Below are 14,175 nucleotides of genomic sequence, written 5' to 3'. Positions count from 1 at the left end.
TTGAAGCAAGACCGGAGGGGGAAAGTGCCTCGGGAAAAACTCGAGCGGTACGGTTGCCACCCGGACAAGAGCAACCAGACCGCACACCACGGTTTTCGGGAATGGGGTTCGCACGGTGTACGTAGTGATCATGGGGTGTGGTCGAGTGGGTTCCTCACTCGCGCGCGCCCTGGTCCGGATCGGCCACGAGGTCGCGGTGATCGACCAGAATTCGAGCGCCTTCCTGCGCCTGGGCCGAGATTTCCCGGGCCTGTGCATCACCGGCGTCGGATTCGACCGGGATGTGCTGACCCGCGCGGGCATCGAGAAGGCGGGGGCGTTCGCGGCGGTGTCCTCGGGCGACAACTCCAACATCATCTCGGCGCGGGTGGCGCGCGAGACCTTCGGGGTGGAGCGCGTGGTGGCGCGGATCTACGACGCCAAGCGGGCCGCGGTGTACGAGCGGCTGGGCATCCCGACCATCGCGACAGTCCCCTGGACGACCGACCGATTCCTGCGCACGCTGGTGGCCGATCAGAGCACCACCACCTGGCGCGATCCCACCGGCACCGTGGCGGTCACCGAACTGGTCCTGCACGAGGATTGGTACGGCCGCACCGTGCAGTCGCTGGAGAGCGCCATCGGCGCGCGCGTCGCATTCCTCATCCGATTCGGGCAGGGCATGCTGCCGGGCGGCAAAACCATGCTGCAGGCCGACGACACCGTCTATATCGCAGCCACCTCCGGCACCGTGGGCGAGGCCGTCGCCCTGGCCGGTAATCCGCCCGCGAGCGAGGACTGATCATGAAGGTAGCCATTGCGGGAGCCGGCGCGGTCGGCCGATCCATCGCCCAGGAGCTATTGCGCGGCGGGCATCAGGTGATGCTGCTCGAGCGCCGCCTCGACCACATCGACCCCACCATCGCCCCCACCGCGGTCTGGACCCACGCCGACGCCTGCGAGCTGGAGACCCTCGAAGAGGCCGGCCTGGAGACCTACGACGTGGTCATCGCCGCCACCGGCGACGACAAGGTGAACCTGGTCTTCAGCCTGCTCGCCAAGACCGAGTTCGGCGTCCAGCGGGTGGTGGCCCGCGTCAACGACCCCCGCAACGAATGGCTCTTCGATTCCTCGTGGGGCGTCGACGTGGCGGTCTCCACCCCGCGCCTGCTCGCCTCCCTGGTCGAGGAAGCCGTCTCGGTCGGCGACCTGGTCCGCCTGATGACCCTGCGCCAGGGCCAGGCCAACCTGGTCGAGATCACCCTCCCCGGCGATACTCCCTTGGCGGGCAAGGCCGTTCGCACCCTCCGCCTCCCCCGCGATGCCGCCCTGGTCGCCATCCTGCGCGGCGGCCGCGTCATCGTCCCCCAGGGCGACGACCCCATCGAAGGCTCGGACGAACTCCTCTTCGTAGCCTCCGTCGAATCCGAGGACGACCTCCGTAAAGCCCTCGGCGTCAACGGCTTCGGCAGCGCCGTCCCCACCCCCGCCTGACCCGTCGAGTGGCGCACCACTGAGGCGGAATCGGACAAATCCCCTCGCTGGTGTGCCACTCGACGCAGACATACCGAAGGGCCGAGCGCACACCCCCGCGCTCGGCCCTTTTCGGGTGATTCGTTATGACGCTGCGCGCAATTCGGCCCGGAGGCGGTTGAGCGCGCGGTGCTGCATGACCCGGACCACGCCGGGGCTGGTGCCGATGGCTTCGGCGGTCTGCGCAGCGGTCCACCCCAGCACGATGCGCATCACCAGCACCTCCCGATGGGTCGGGGCGAGCACCTTCATCAGTTCCCGTGTCGCCTCACGGGTTTCGGTGGCCAGGGCCCGCTCTTCGGGACCGGCCTCGGTGACCGGCGCGTCCGGGAATTCCGCGACCGGGTAGGCCGGGTGCAGCTGGGCCCGGCGGAACGCGTCGGCGACCTTGTTGGCCGAGATGCCGTACACGAACGCCAGGAACGACTTGCCCTGGTCCCGGTAACGCGGGATGGCCTGGACGGTGGCCAGGCAGATCTCCTGGGCCACGTCGTCGGCGGTCACGTGCAGATGCCCGGCGCCGCTCATGCGGGCCGCGCAGTAGCGCCGCACGAGCGGGTAGACGATGCGCAGGATCTCCGAGACGGCGTCCCGGTCACCTGCCGCCGCCGGACCGATCAACTTCTCCAATTCCGCGGCCGCGCGCCGGGATTCCGACGTCGCCGCGGTCGTGCCTTTGGTTCCCCGCCCCGCCTGGTGCTGCCGGCGCGAGGCAATCGGTGCCACCGTCGCCCCGTGCCCCTCGCCACGGTCCTGCGACGTTGCCACTGCCTTGCCGTCGGTACCCACTCCGGATCCTTTCGCCGTTATCTGATGAAAAGATCGTCCGTCGAACCGGACCGGCGAAATAGGTACCCCAGGGGTGGGGTGAGACCCCCCTTCATCCCCCTGTGACCCCCGAAGGTGTTGCGCGAGGCGCGATTACCGCGATAAGCGGCTGGTCGCGGCTACTGTGCGGCGGATTCCCCCGCTTTGGCCGCACTCTTGGGCAGATGACCGGCTTTGCGCACGGCCCAAATCGTGATCAACAGCGCCACACCGGTGAGCGGCCAGCCCATGGCGATGCGGGCCACGGCGAGCAGACCGGTGCTGTCGGCCGCGTAGAGGTGGTTCTGCACCAGGTAGCGGGCCGCGAACACGACCGCCCACACCACGGTCGCCAGATCGTAGAGCCGCATGGCCCGGCGATCCGAACGCCATTCGGTGCCATGGCCGTTCAGCACGCCCCAGATGACGCCCGCCAGCGGCCAGCGCACCACCAGCGAGAGCAGGAAAGCGCCCGCGTAAACCAGGCTGGCGTAGATGCCGAAGAGGAAGAACCCCTTCGCCTCGCCCATGCGATAGGCGATGAGCGCGCACACGCCCACCCCGAGGAAGCCGGAGATGGCCGGTTGCACCGGGCCTTTGCGCACCAGTCGCCAGATCAGGATGGCGGTGGCGACGCCGAGGGCCGCCCACACGGCCGCGGTGAGCCCGCGCAGCGTATTGACCGGCACGAACACCAGCACCGGCAGCGAGGAGTAGATCAGGCCGCTGAAGCCGCCCATCTGCTCGAGCAGGGTCTGCTCGATCTCCTCTTCGCGCTCCTCCTCGGCGGCCTCGCGGTCCGCCTCCGGATTCGCGGCGACCCGCTCCCAGGCGCCGAGTTCCTCGTTGAACGCGAGGACGGTCTCCTCGGCCGAGACCTGCTCGGCCCATGCCGTATCACTCGCCAGCTCGCCGGGGGCGCTCAGCTGATCATGGTCAGCGGGCCAGCGGCCCTCGTCGTTGCTGCTGGTGGGAATCGGCATGCCTCAGGAATTCTCACGAAGTTCGTAGTAGGGGTTGTAGATGACCTTGCCGCCGGCCCGCTGGCCGACGCGGCCGCGGACCAGGATACGACGTCCCGGCTCGATTCCCGGGATGCGACGCCGCCCGATCCAGACCAGCGCCACACTGTCGGTCCCGTCGAAGAACTCGGCCTCGACCTCCGCGCCCCCGGTCTTCGGGCACGCTTCCACGCTGCGCAATCTCCCCAGCATGGTGACTTCCTCACCGCGCCGGCATTCCGAGGCCCGGCAGGCGCCTGACGCCTCGGCGGTCTCGGCGAGCTCCTCGGCGTCCAGGCTGTCCAGGTCAGCGGTGAGCCGACGGCTCAGCCGCCGGAAATAACCTGAGGGGGTTGTGTCCTTCCCGCTGTGGGATGGCATCTCGCACGCTCTCCTGTAGAGCAGACGGCGTGGGTCTCACGTCGTTGGTTCCTTCCACACGCCCGCTGGGTGTTCCCACGCGACCGGCTGTGGCCGTACATCGCCACTGTAGATGGGACGGCCTGCCCTCGCCACGCGCGCCCGTCCCAGTACGCTCGGCGGGTGCCAGATCTTTCCCGTCCGGTGGTCGCCGTCGCCCTGCCCGGAACCGGTTCCGATGCTCATTTCGCCGGTAGAGCGTTCGGATCCGCTTGCGCCGCACTCGATCTCCCGTTCCACGCGGTCGACCCCGATCCGCGGCGCGTGATCGACAGCTATCGGATGGCACTCGATGCCGCCGCGCGCTCCGGGCCGATCCTGGTGGCGGGAATCTCACTCGGCGCGGCCGTCGCGGTCGAATGGGCCGCACGCCATCCGGAATCCGTTGTGGCCGTAGTGGCCGCCCTGCCCGCCTGGACCGGGGCCGACACCACCGGCTGCCCCGCCGCCCTGAGCGCCGCCGCCACCGCCGGCGCCCTGCGCGCCGACGGCCTGGAGAAGGTCATCGACACCATGCGCGCCTCCAGCCCCGCCTGGCTGGCCGAGGCCCTCACCCGCTCCTGGCGCTCGCAATGGCCGGACCTGCCCGCCGCCCTCGAAGAGGCCGCCGCCTACGCCTGGCCCGAGCCGGACCTGTTGTCCCAGGTCACCGCCCCGGTCTCGATCGTCGGCGCCACCGACGACCCCGTGCACCCGATCGCCGTGGCCGAGCAATGGACTTCGCTCATCCCCCACGCCGAACTCCACCGCATCACCCTCGACGAACTCGGGGCCGACCCCGCCGTGCTCGGCGATCGCGGCATCACTCCCCTGCTGCGAACCTCCGTGAGCCGCAACCCCGCATCCTGAGAGCCACGACCGGGTTCGGCCGGACGAACGACGAAGGGGCGCATCGCGATGATCGCGATGCGCCCCTTCGTATGGTGACTAGTTCTGACCCAGCTGCTGCATGGCCGAGCCCTCGGCCCCGCGGCGCGGCTGGTTGTCCTCCGGGTTGGGCAGCCCCTGGAACGGCTGCCCGCCCTGCATGGCGGCGAGCTGCTGCGCCATCGCCTGCTGCTGCGCGGCCAGCTGCTGCTGGTGCGCGGCGGCGAGCTGATCGGCCAGCTCCTGGGGTAGGACCACCGGCAGCGGTTCGCGCACGGGGAGAGGTTCGTCACCCCGGCGCACCACGGTCTCGCCCATGATGGCGCGCGCGGCGGCGACCAGGGGGCTGTTCTCACCGGCCGCGCCGGAGGGTCCGGCCGCGACCAGGCGGACCATCCAGCGATGGCCGTCCACGCCGATGAAGCGCAGGTCGGCGCCCTCGGTCACGGCGTGCAGCTCGCGCCCCCACGGCCCGTTCGTCACCGATACCTGCGCGCCGTCCTTGCGCAGCGTCTCGGCGAGATCGGCTGCCACCGCCCGCCATTGGCCCGGCGATTTGGGAGCGGCGTAGGCGGCGACCGTGATTCGCCCGTGCTGAGTGGCCAGGTGCACCGCCTGCGGCGCGCCCTCCGGGGTCATCTCGACCTGCAGCTGCCCGCCCGGCGGCACCGGCACGATCACCGAGCCGAGGTCCAGCCGCTGATCCGCGACGGTCTCGAGCCGGTCGGCGACGTCCTCGTAGTCGTAGGGCCCGGTGCGGTCACCGGACGCGGCCGGCGCCGGATCCCGGTCGTAGTCCGGCTTTTCGAACGAGTCGGTGTCGTACTCGTCCTCGTCCAGGTACTCCGCGTCGTCCTCGTACTCGTCGTACTCGGTGTACTCGTCGTCCCGGTGCGGCGCGTCGTCGCTGCCGCCCTTGTTCTTCTTGCGTCCGAACACCATCGTCATGCCTCCTTGCCGGTCACCTGACCCGCCGACGACCCCAGGCTGGCATGCCCGCCGCTGGAGCCGTAACCGCCCGCGCCCCGGGCGGTTTCGTCGAGCGTGTCGACCTCTGTGAAATCGACCAGTTCCACCTTCTGCACCAGCAATTGCGCGATGCGATCGCCGCGGCGCAGTTCGATGCGCGTACGGAGATCATGATTGATCAGGCACACCTTGATCTCACCGCGGTACCCGGCATCGACCGTGCCGGGGGTATTCACCACGGACAGACCGTGCTTGGCGGCCAGTCCGGAACGCGGATGGATCAATCCGACGGTGCCGAGCGGCAGGGCCACGGCGATGCCGGTGCCCACGAGCACGCGCTCGCCCGGTTCGATGATGACGTCCTCCGTCGTGCACAGGTCCACGCCCGCGTCGCCCTCGTGAGCGCGCGTCGGTACGGGGATGCCGGGATCGAGCCGCAGCAGGGGAATAGGTGGAATACCGGTCACGTACGCCGAGCCTACGCGTTCACCCCCGTATGCATTGACCTAGTCTGATGTCGTGTCCGACCAGCCCCCGCAGGTGACCATGGAACCTGATCAGCAGACCATCGCCCCCCTCTACACCGAGCGCCTCTGGGTGCCCCTGTGGTGGTGGCCGGTGGCCCTCGTCGTGACCGGTCTGCTGGCGGCCGAAATCCATATGGGCGCACCGGGAATCCGCGCCTGGCTGCCGTACGTGCTGTTGATCCCGATCCCCGTGTGGGTGCTGCTGTGGTTCTCGCGGCATCGGGTGGAAGTGGTGCGGGACGCCTCCGGCACCCCGGAATTGAAGGTGGACCGCGCGCATCTGCCGGCGACCTTCGTGTCGCGGGGGGCGGCGGTGCCGGCCAGTGCGAAGAGCGCGGCGCTGGGCCGCCAGCTCGATCCGGCCGCGTATGTCCAGCATCGTGCCTGGGTCGGGCCCCTGGTGCTGCTGGTGCTCGACGATCCGGATGATCCGACGCCGTACTGGCTGGTCAGTACGCGCCATCCGGAGAAGATCCTGTCCGCGCTCGGCAAATGACGCCGAGCGAGCGGTCTTGACCGCGCTCGGCGAACCGAGCGCGGGCTTGACCGTCTTTCCCGTTCCGGGCCGTGCAGCCTAGGCCGCGCAGTCCATGCAGATGAGCTGCCCGCCGGACTCGTCAGCGAGCCGGCTTCGGTGGTGCACCAGGAAACAGCTCGAGCAGGTGAACTCGTCGGCCTGCTTCGGGATGACCCGAACCGAGAGCACCTCCTCGGAAAGGTCCGCGCCGGGAAGCTCGAACGACTCCGCGGTATCGGATTCGTCGATATCCACGACGGCGGACGCGGCCTCGTTGCGACGAGCCTTCAGCTCCTCGAGCGAGTCCTCCGACACTTCGTCGGATTCACTGCGCCGCGGTGCGTCATAGTCGGTTGCCATGTCGTCTTCCCCTCGTCCTTACTCCGTATATCCCGGACCGGCGCTCCCGTGCCGACTCCCTCGGGAATCGGCCGGGGGGTCGCCGCCCCGCCCGTGGTGTACGTCACACGTACACCGGTACCGATCGGGCGGATTTTCCTGATCCGCACCGGATCGCGCTCGGTCAACGCAGGACATGCCCTTGTTGTTCCCGAAATCGAACCCCCGATTCACCCGGGCTGTACGATCTGGGCCGCCAGACAATAGCGGACCCCAGCGCAAAAGTCGCAATCAAAACACACGCGAGTCGAAACTGAGGGGCAATCGTCACACGTGAACGGGGCTATAGCGGCCCGGTTGTCCATTCCGAGACCTGAGACGCCGCTCACTCACGATCCGGCAATGACCGGGCGCGCCGGGCCGCCGACCAGTGTCGATCTTGTCCGACGCACCGGCGCGGCCCGGACTCACCGGTGGCTTGCGCGCAGTGCCGCACCGGCTTTCGTAGAGTGTGCGTCGTGGTTTCACTGATCACCCAAGGCAACTCGTCCGATCCGAACGGCCGGCCGTTCCTCCGCCGCCGCTGGGAACCCTGGGCGGCGATGGTCGGCGTGGTCGCCCTGATCGGCGTTCTGGTGTGGTGGAAGGCGCTCACCACCACCGAGGGCGATCACGGTGCGATGGCCTGCAATTCGCCGAGCCCGGCCGCCGCCACCAGCAGTACCGCCGCCGCACCCGCCACCCTCGGGTCGCGCTTCTCGCCCTCGCGGCTGCGGGATGTGGATCCGGCGGCGCTGTCACAGGCGCACGTGCGGGTGTTCAATGCCAACGGCCAGCGCGGTCAGGCCGCGCACGTGGCCTCGGAGCTGAGCGATCTCGGCTTCGCCAGCGCGCCGGACGTGCAGATCGGCAACGACCCGGTCTACGTCAACGGTGACCTGGAGTGCACGGGGCAGATCCGGTTCGGCGTGAACGGGCGTCCCGCCGCGGCCGCCGTCCAGTTGGTGGCGCCGTGCGCGGAGCTCATCGAGGACAAGCGCGAGGACAACACGGTGGATTTCGTGCTGGGGTCGCTGTTCCGCGATATCCGGCCGAGCACCGATGCCGAGGAGGTGCTGCGGGCGCTGAAGAATCCCGCGCCGGGCACCACCCCGGCCATCGATCCGAAGTTGCTGGAGGCGGCGCGGCACGCCAAGTGCTGACGCACCCGGCTTGAACCGGGGCGAAAATCGTTCCGGTACATATTGATACGACCTCGCCGCGCCCCTTTCGGGCGCGGCGAACTCGTCTACCCGGCTTTCAGGGAATCGGGATAGGGGCGCTGACGCCCAGGCGGTCCAGCAGGCCGCTCAATTCGTCGGCGATGCCGGGAGCCGCGGCGACCACCAGTTCACCGTCCTGACCCGGGCTGGTCGGCGCGGGGAGGATGAGCCGCGCGCCCGCCTCGGCGGCGATCAGCGCACCGGCGGCCCAATCCCACAGGTTCAGGCCGTGCTCGTAGTGCGCGTCCACCCGGCCCTCGGCCACCATGCACAGATCCAGCGCCGCCGAACCCACCCGGCGGATATCGCGAATATGCGGCAGCAATTCCGCGACCAGCTGTCCCTGCCGGGTGCGGCGCGGAGTGGCGTAAGCGAAGCCGGTGGCCACCAGCGCCATGCTCACCGCGCCGACCTCGTTGCAGCGCAAGGCGATCGGCGCGCGACCCGGTTCGCTGCGATGCGCGCCCTGGCCCAGCCCGGCGCTGTAGGTGACCCCGTGCGCCACATCGGCCACCGCGCCCGCCACCGAGCGCCCGCCGCGCATCGCGGCCACCGACACCGAGTACGCGGGGATGCCGTAGACGAAGTTGACCGTCCCGTCGATGGGGTCGACCACCCATTGCACGGCGCCGGGATCCTCCAGCAGGGTGCCGCCGTTCTCCTCCCCCACCACCTGCTCGTCCGGGCGCAGTTCGGCGACCAGTTTGCGGACCAGCTGCTCGGTCTCGGTATCGACGATGGTGACCGGGTCGGTCGGGGTGCTCTTGGCTTGCACGGCGTCGATCTCCAGGGCGCCGGCCCCGAAGACCTCGGGCCGGCGGGCGCGCACGTGGGCGGCGGCGGTTTCCGCGAGATGCACCGCTACCCGCCGCAGTTCGGCGATATCGGTCTCCTCGGCGCTCGGCGTGGTGTTCGATGCGGTGAAAGTGAAATCGGATTCCGGCACGACATCCATCGCAGCACAGATCCGGCGTAGCGCGCATTAGGCTTGTCGTGCACGACACAGGTCAGGGTCGCAGAGAACCACCGGCAATACGGGAGAACGAGGAGTCGTCATGTCCGCTCGGGGGCACGCGTTCGGTATCGACATCGGTGGCAGCGGCGTCAAGGGCGCCGCGGTCGATCTGGCTACCGGCGAGTTGGTCCACGAGCGCATCAAGGTGCTCACCCCGCATCCGTCGACGCCGCACGCGGTGGCGGAAGCGGTGGCCAAGGTAGTGGCTCAAGCCGGATGGGACGGACCGGTCGGCATCACCATGCCGAGCGTCGTCATAGGCGGTTTGATCCGCACCGCCGCCAATATCGACAAGACCTGGATCGGAACCGACGCCCGCGCGCTGTTCTCCACCGCGCTCGGCGGCCGCGAGGTCAGCGTCCTCAACGACGCCGACGCCGCGGGACTCGCCGAGGACCGCTACGGCGCGGCAAAGGATCTCGATGGTTTGGTGGTGCTGCTCACCTTCGGCACCGGTATCGGATCGGCAGTGATGTACAACGGTGTGCTCATGCCCAACAGCGAACTCGGGCACATCGAGGTGGACGGCCGCGAGGCCGAGCACCGGGCCGCCGCGTCCGTCAAGGACCGGCTCGGCCTGACCTACCCGCAGTGGACCGAGGAGGTCTCCAAGGTGCTGGTCACCCTGGAAAACCTGTTCTGGCCGAACGTCTTCGTCGCCGGTGGCGGAATCAGCCGCGACTACCAGGAATGGATTCCGTTGCTCACCAACAGAACCCCCGTGGTGGCCGCCGATCTGAAGAACACCGCGGGCATCGTCGGAGCCGCCATGGCCGTGTCTGCCGGTATCGCGCCGTAAGCACACCGCTGCGATCGTTACAATGGAACAAGCCCGGCGGTAAGCCGGAAAACGACACCGGCACGAGAGCCGGTTTACCCCCCGACAGAAACCGCTCCGCCGGATGATCACTCTGGCGTGACGCCGCACGAGACCGTCACGAAAGGGCGTACGTGGTAGCCACGAATACCCGAGAGACCGCCGAATCGGCCGACGCCGCCGACTCAGCAGACACTACTGAAGCACGGCCGGTCAAGAAGGCTGCCGCCAAGAAAGCCCCGGCCAAGAAGGCCGCGGCGAAGAAGGTCGCGGCCAAGAAGGCCCCGGCCAAGAAGGCCGCCAAGGCCACCGCCGCCAAGAAGACGGCGGCGAAGAAGGCTGCGCCCAAGAAGGCCGGCGAGCCCGGCGTCGAGGGCGAAGTCGACGAGGTCATCGAGGACGACGAGTCGCTGGAACTCGACGACCTGGGTGATCTGGAAGTCGACGAGGACGACCTCGCCGAAGACGAGGAGATCGTCGACGAGGAGGACGACGCCGAAGAGGAGACCGCCGAGGCTCCCGCGGCGGGCGAGGAGGCCGAAGAGGCCGACGAGCCCACCGAGAAGGACAAGGCCTCCGGCGATTTCGTCTGGGACGAAGAGGAATCCGAGGCGCTGCGCCAGGCCCGCAAGGACGCCGAGCTCACCGCTTCGGCCGACTCGGTCCGCGCCTACCTCAAGCAGATCGGCAAGGTCGCGCTGCTCAATGCCGAGGAGGAGGTCGAGCTCGCCAAGCGCATCGAGGCCGGCCTCTACGCCACGGAGAAGCTGCGCGAGTTCGCCGACAAGGGTGAGAAGCTGCCCGTGCAGGGCCGCCGCGACCTGCAGTGGATCATGCGCGACGGCAATCGCGCCAAGAACCACCTGCTGGAAGCCAACCTCCGCCTGGTGGTTTCGCTGGCCAAGCGCTACACCGGCCGCGGCATGGCGTTCCTGGACCTCATCCAGGAAGGCAATCTCGGTCTGATCCGCGCGGTCGAGAAGTTCGACTACACCAAGGGCTACAAGTTCTCGACCTACGCGACGTGGTGGATCCGTCAGGCCATCACCCGCGCCATGGCCGACCAGGCCCGCACCATCCGTATCCCGGTGCACATGGTCGAGGTCATCAACAAGCTCGGCCGCATCCAGCGCGAACTCCTCCAGGACCTGGGCCGTGAGCCCACCCCCGAAGAGCTCGCCAAGGAAATGGACATCACGCCCGAAAAGGTGCTGGAAATCCAGCAGTACGCGCGCGAGCCCATCTCCCTGGACCAGACCATCGGCGACGAAGGCGACTCCCAGCTCGGCGACTTCATCGAAGACTCCGAAGCAGTAGTCGCAGTAGACGCCGTCTCCTTCACCCTCCTCCAGGACCAACTCCAGTCCGTCCTGGAAACCCTGTCGGAGCGCGAGGCAGGCGTAGTCCGCCTCCGCTTCGGCCTCACCGACGGCCAGCCCCGCACCCTGGACGAAATCGGCCAGGTCTACGGAGTAACCCGCGAACGCATCCGCCAGATCGAATCCAAGACCATGAGCAAACTGCGCCACCCCAGCCGCAGCCAGGTCTTGCGCGACTATCTGGACTAAGCGTCACCCGAGATTGGGCCCCTGAGCAGCAGCTTCGGGGCCCAGTTTCTGTTTTCTGGACGTGCACAACGCTCTCAGTCAAGATAGTGGAATGGCGATCGAACATACGATCGATCTCGCCATGCTGTTGCCCTCCTGGGACCTAGCACTGCGAGCCGAACTCAATCCGACCACACGGTGAACTCGTACCTGTACGGCGTGCGCCTCTACCTCGACTGGTGCGCAGCGAACGGCCACCCACCCGAACTCGACAGAAACCAAGTCAACGCCTTCGTAGCAGGACTCCTCCGAGCGAGACAGCTTGCACTCCGGCGCTTTTCGGTATGGCTAGTCGAAGAAGACGAGCTGGATTCCGACCCCCTCCTCGGCCTGAAGCCGCCCAAACTCGATGAGAAGGTCGTCCCCTCCCTCACCGACGAGCAGATCCAGGGATTGATCAAAGCCTGCCAGGGCAAGGACTTCCGCGATCGCCGAGACGACGCCATCATCCGCTTGATGCTCGAAACCGCCATGCGCGCCGGCGAATGCGCCGACATCGACCTGTCAGACCTGGACATCCGCCGCGGCCTAGTCACGGTCCGCCGCGGCAAAGGCGGCAAAGGCCGCATCGTCCCCTTCGGCCTCCAAACCAGCCGATCCCTCGACCGCTACCTCCGCGCCCGCCGCACCCACCGCCTGGCCAACTCCCCCAAGCTTTGGCTCGGCGAACGCAGCAAGGGCTTCACCTACTGGGCCCTCTACGACACCCTCACCTACCGAGCAGAGCTAGCAGGCATAGAAGGCTTCCATCCTCACCTCCTCAGACATACAGGCGCATCCCGCTGGCTCAACGCCGGCGGAACCGAAGGCGGCCTCATGGCCATCGCCGGATGGAGCACACGTGACATGATCGATCGCTACACCCGCTCAACAGCGGCCGTCCGGGCGGCCGATGAGGCGCGCGGGCTGAATCTCGGTGACCTGTAGACAATCTCGCGCCGCTTCTTTACAGCAAGGCGCTTGTGCCGTAACCCACAACAGGCCGAACACCTTGTACCACAGCTGCACTCGAAGAATGATGATTCGATGGGCCAGGATCCCGATATATGGACAACGACGACGACGCTGAACACTACGATCTCCTCGCGGCAATTGATACCGAGATGGATGGACAGGTTGCACGTAAAGCGATCCGCAACTACGACACCTTATTGAGAGAACAGAATCGGATCTTTCAAGTTCTGAAAGACCTGTCGGGACAGGCAGTCCAGATCGCGGCCCCGCTCGAAAGGATCGACATACGAGGTCTGCCAGCAGATGCGGCGATGAGGCGAATATCGGAAGGTTGCGATAGGCCAGAGAATCACCCTCAGAGTACTCTTCATTCCTTAGAGAACGCCGCCGGGTGGATCAGCAATGCATTCAATATTTCAAAATCCCTATCAATCTCTGGACCGCCAGCCCCAGAAAATACACTTAAGAGAATAGCAGCAGCCAAGTCCGCCGTACATTCTGCGAGTTACGTGGCCCACCATTGGACCAAGCATAAAATTGAAACAGACGGCAGGGCGCTCGGTAGAATTGGTAGATCTTGCGCATTCTGTGCAATGCAAAACGAGTTGTATCGTATATCCGAGAAGTTTGAAATCGCCGCTAAACGGCCCACATACCTGTGGGTCCCGAGGTATGTTCAACCACCCAGGCATGGCCGGATACGGAAGGGATTCCTAGCACGACTAATCGCAGAAGACATCGCAGAACACATCGACTCTGCAACAGATTACTATGTCGCCATGCATGGCGACAATAGCCATGACCTACCCCTACAGCCTTGGTTCACTGAAATATATCAATGCCTCAAAAGAATCTCACCAGACGCGATTGCGAATGATTTCTTGACGCTTACAAAAGGTGTTGAATATGCCGATCTTCAATTCATTCCGAACCTAACAGTCGTGCGGGCATACACGGTCCTGTGCCTAAATTACCTAAGGGAAGTGCAACAGCGCATGAACGATTACGCAGAAGCCTCAGGCCAGGGTCGCCGGGAGCCCACTTACGCATTCAATATTCACAATAGCACTCTCAACAATACCACCGTGGGATCGAGAGTCGAGAGTATTAGCTATTCGATTTCTAATGTCATAAATCAAGGAAACCAAGAACTCGGCGACGCCCTGGAAGCGGTCAAACAGGCAATTCTAAAGGACGACCTAGGAGACCAAAAACGTGGCGAACTGCTGGATAACGTCGAGTACCTAGCGCAAGCAGCAGAGACTGCACCAGAAAATAGGAAGGCCGGGATGATTCGATCTGCCCTGGCAGCGCTCACAACTGCGGCGACCGCAGGAACTCAGTTAAATCAAGCACTTGAGTCATGGGGTTCGGCGCTAAGCGGAATTCTTTAGAATCGCGCCCTCATGGAATTAACGTCACCTGAGACTGGGCTCGCAGCCGCGCCCGGCCTCAGGTTTCGCTCCGTACGACCCGGCACGGCAGTTCGCCACCGGATGCATTATAAGATCAGATGCGATGTTCCACACTTCCGCCACATCAGTTAGACATTGCTTCCATC

Annotated in this window: 16 protein-coding genes; 9 read left to right on the top strand and 7 right to left on the bottom strand. The window is 66.4% G+C overall.

Translation table 11 applies throughout. The features are described 5' to 3' along the window. Positions 1-115 precede the first annotated feature (115 nt). A complete protein-coding gene (locus tag LTV02_RS04545; RefSeq protein ID WP_233038661.1) occupies positions 116-781 on the top strand; it encodes a potassium channel family protein in 666 nt (221 codons plus the stop codon). A gap of 2 nt (positions 782-783) precedes the next feature. Continuing rightward, positions 784-1,473, top strand: coding sequence for a potassium channel family protein (locus LTV02_RS04540; RefSeq protein ID WP_233038660.1), 690 nt, complete (start codon positions 784-786; stop codon positions 1,471-1,473). 123 nt (positions 1,474-1,596) lie between these two features. On the opposite strand, the gene LTV02_RS04535 is transcribed toward LTV02_RS04540, so the two are convergent. The 3 genes from LTV02_RS04535 to LTV02_RS04525 form a co-directional block, all read right to left on the bottom strand. Beyond that, complete coding sequence (locus LTV02_RS04535) at positions 1,597-2,142, bottom strand: sigma-70 family RNA polymerase sigma factor (RefSeq protein WP_233041477.1); 546 nt, start codon at positions 2,140-2,142, stop codon at positions 1,597-1,599. 317 nt (positions 2,143-2,459) lie between these two features. Then, the gene (locus LTV02_RS04530) at positions 2,460-3,059 is read right to left on the bottom strand and encodes a DUF3159 domain-containing protein (RefSeq protein WP_233041475.1); all 600 of its coding nucleotides are present in this window, start codon (positions 3,057-3,059) and stop codon (positions 2,460-2,462) included. Positions 3,060-3,305: 246 nt separating this feature from the next. Then, positions 3,306-3,701: an OB-fold nucleic acid binding domain-containing protein gene (locus LTV02_RS04525; protein ID WP_067707477.1), complete on the bottom strand. Its 396-nt coding sequence runs from the start codon at positions 3,699-3,701 to the stop codon at positions 3,306-3,308. A gap of 162 nt (positions 3,702-3,863) precedes the next feature. Here LTV02_RS04525 and LTV02_RS04520 point away from each other — a divergent pair, with 162 nt between their 5' ends. Next, entirely contained in the window at positions 3,864-4,589 is a 726-nt protein-coding gene (locus LTV02_RS04520) for an alpha/beta fold hydrolase (RefSeq protein WP_233041933.1), read from the top strand. Positions 4,590-4,667: 78 nt separating this feature from the next. Here the strand turns inward: LTV02_RS04520 and LTV02_RS04515 are convergent, their stop codons facing one another. Both LTV02_RS04515 and dut read right to left on the bottom strand, forming a co-directional pair. Further along, positions 4,668-5,546 (bottom strand): DUF3710 domain-containing protein, encoded by an 879-nt coding sequence (locus LTV02_RS04515; protein WP_233041473.1) that lies wholly within the window; start codon positions 5,544-5,546, stop codon positions 4,668-4,670. A 5-nt stretch (positions 5,547-5,551) separates the two neighbouring features. After that, complete coding sequence (gene dut / locus LTV02_RS04510) at positions 5,552-6,043, bottom strand: dUTP diphosphatase (RefSeq protein ID WP_233038659.1); 492 nt, start codon at positions 6,041-6,043, stop codon at positions 5,552-5,554. A 79-nt stretch (positions 6,044-6,122) separates the two neighbouring features. Here dut and LTV02_RS04505 point away from each other — a divergent pair, with 79 nt between their 5' ends. Continuing rightward, a complete protein-coding gene (locus LTV02_RS04505; protein WP_067707927.1) occupies positions 6,123-6,599 on the top strand; it encodes a DUF3093 domain-containing protein in 477 nt (158 codons plus the stop codon). A 78-nt stretch (positions 6,600-6,677) separates the two neighbouring features. Here LTV02_RS04505 and LTV02_RS04500 read toward each other — a convergent pair whose 3' ends face one another. Then, positions 6,678-6,980 carry a DUF4193 domain-containing protein gene (locus LTV02_RS04500; protein WP_067707469.1) on the bottom strand — a complete coding sequence of 101 codons (303 nt, stop codon included), beginning with the start codon at positions 6,978-6,980 and terminating at the stop codon, positions 6,678-6,680. 497 nt (positions 6,981-7,477) lie between these two features. Here LTV02_RS04500 and cei point away from each other — a divergent pair, with 497 nt between their 5' ends. Further along, positions 7,478-8,161: an envelope integrity protein Cei gene (gene cei, locus LTV02_RS04495; protein WP_233038658.1), complete on the top strand. Its 684-nt coding sequence runs from the start codon at positions 7,478-7,480 to the stop codon at positions 8,159-8,161. A 97-nt stretch (positions 8,162-8,258) separates the two neighbouring features. Here cei and LTV02_RS04490 read toward each other — a convergent pair whose 3' ends face one another. Beyond that, the gene (locus LTV02_RS04490) at positions 8,259-9,167 is read right to left on the bottom strand and encodes an inositol monophosphatase family protein (RefSeq protein ID WP_408639331.1); all 909 of its coding nucleotides are present in this window, start codon (positions 9,165-9,167) and stop codon (positions 8,259-8,261) included. A gap of 109 nt (positions 9,168-9,276) precedes the next feature. Here LTV02_RS04490 and ppgK point away from each other — a divergent pair, with 109 nt between their 5' ends. The 4 genes from ppgK (at position 9,277) to LTV02_RS04470 (ending at position 14,008) form a co-directional block, all read left to right on the top strand. After that, positions 9,277-10,035, top strand: a complete 759-nt coding sequence (gene ppgK / locus LTV02_RS04485) for a polyphosphate--glucose phosphotransferase (protein WP_233038656.1) — start codon at positions 9,277-9,279, stop codon at positions 10,033-10,035. 152 nt (positions 10,036-10,187) lie between these two features. Continuing rightward, on the top strand, positions 10,188-11,621 hold the full coding sequence (locus LTV02_RS04480) for an RNA polymerase sigma factor (protein WP_233038655.1): 1,434 nt from the start codon (positions 10,188-10,190) through the stop codon (positions 11,619-11,621). Positions 11,622-11,798: 177 nt separating this feature from the next. Next, positions 11,799-12,587, top strand: coding sequence for a tyrosine-type recombinase/integrase (locus LTV02_RS04475; RefSeq protein ID WP_233038654.1), 789 nt, complete (start codon positions 11,799-11,801; stop codon positions 12,585-12,587). Between the two features lie 119 nt (positions 12,588-12,706). Further along, positions 12,707-14,008, top strand: a complete 1,302-nt coding sequence (locus LTV02_RS04470) for a hypothetical protein (protein WP_233038653.1) — start codon at positions 12,707-12,709, stop codon at positions 14,006-14,008. Positions 14,009-14,175: the final 167 nt, after the last annotated feature.

It is taken from the genome of Nocardia yamanashiensis, from assembly GCF_021183565.1.
Classification (GTDB): Bacteria; Actinomycetota; Actinomycetes; order Mycobacteriales; family Mycobacteriaceae; genus Nocardia; species Nocardia yamanashiensis.
Note: the sequence above shows the minus strand (reverse complement) of the source record. Positions and strands in the feature narration are given on the sequence as shown.

Bases quoted from the DNA above. Each gene is read 5' to 3' on its own strand.
- LTV02_RS04470 (WP_233038653.1), top strand. From the start codon at position 12,707: ATGGACAACGACGACGACGCTGAACACTACGATCTCCTCGCGGCAATT.
- ppgK (WP_233038656.1), top strand. From the start codon at position 9,277: ATGTCCGCTCGGGGGCACGCGTTCGGTATCGACATCGGTGGCAGCGGC.
- LTV02_RS04500 (WP_067707469.1), bottom strand. From the start codon at position 6,980: ATGGCAACCGACTATGACGCACCGCGGCGCAGTGAATCCGACGAAGTG.
- LTV02_RS04525 (WP_067707477.1), bottom strand. From the start codon at position 3,701: ATGCCATCCCACAGCGGGAAGGACACAACCCCCTCAGGTTATTTCCGG.
- LTV02_RS04540 (WP_233038660.1), top strand. From the start codon at position 784: ATGAAGGTAGCCATTGCGGGAGCCGGCGCGGTCGGCCGATCCATCGCC.
- LTV02_RS04530 (WP_233041475.1), bottom strand. From the start codon at position 3,059: ATGGGCGGCTTCAGCGGCCTGATCTACTCCTCGCTGCCGGTGCTGGTG.
- LTV02_RS04505 (WP_067707927.1), top strand. From the start codon at position 6,123: ATGGAACCTGATCAGCAGACCATCGCCCCCCTCTACACCGAGCGCCTC.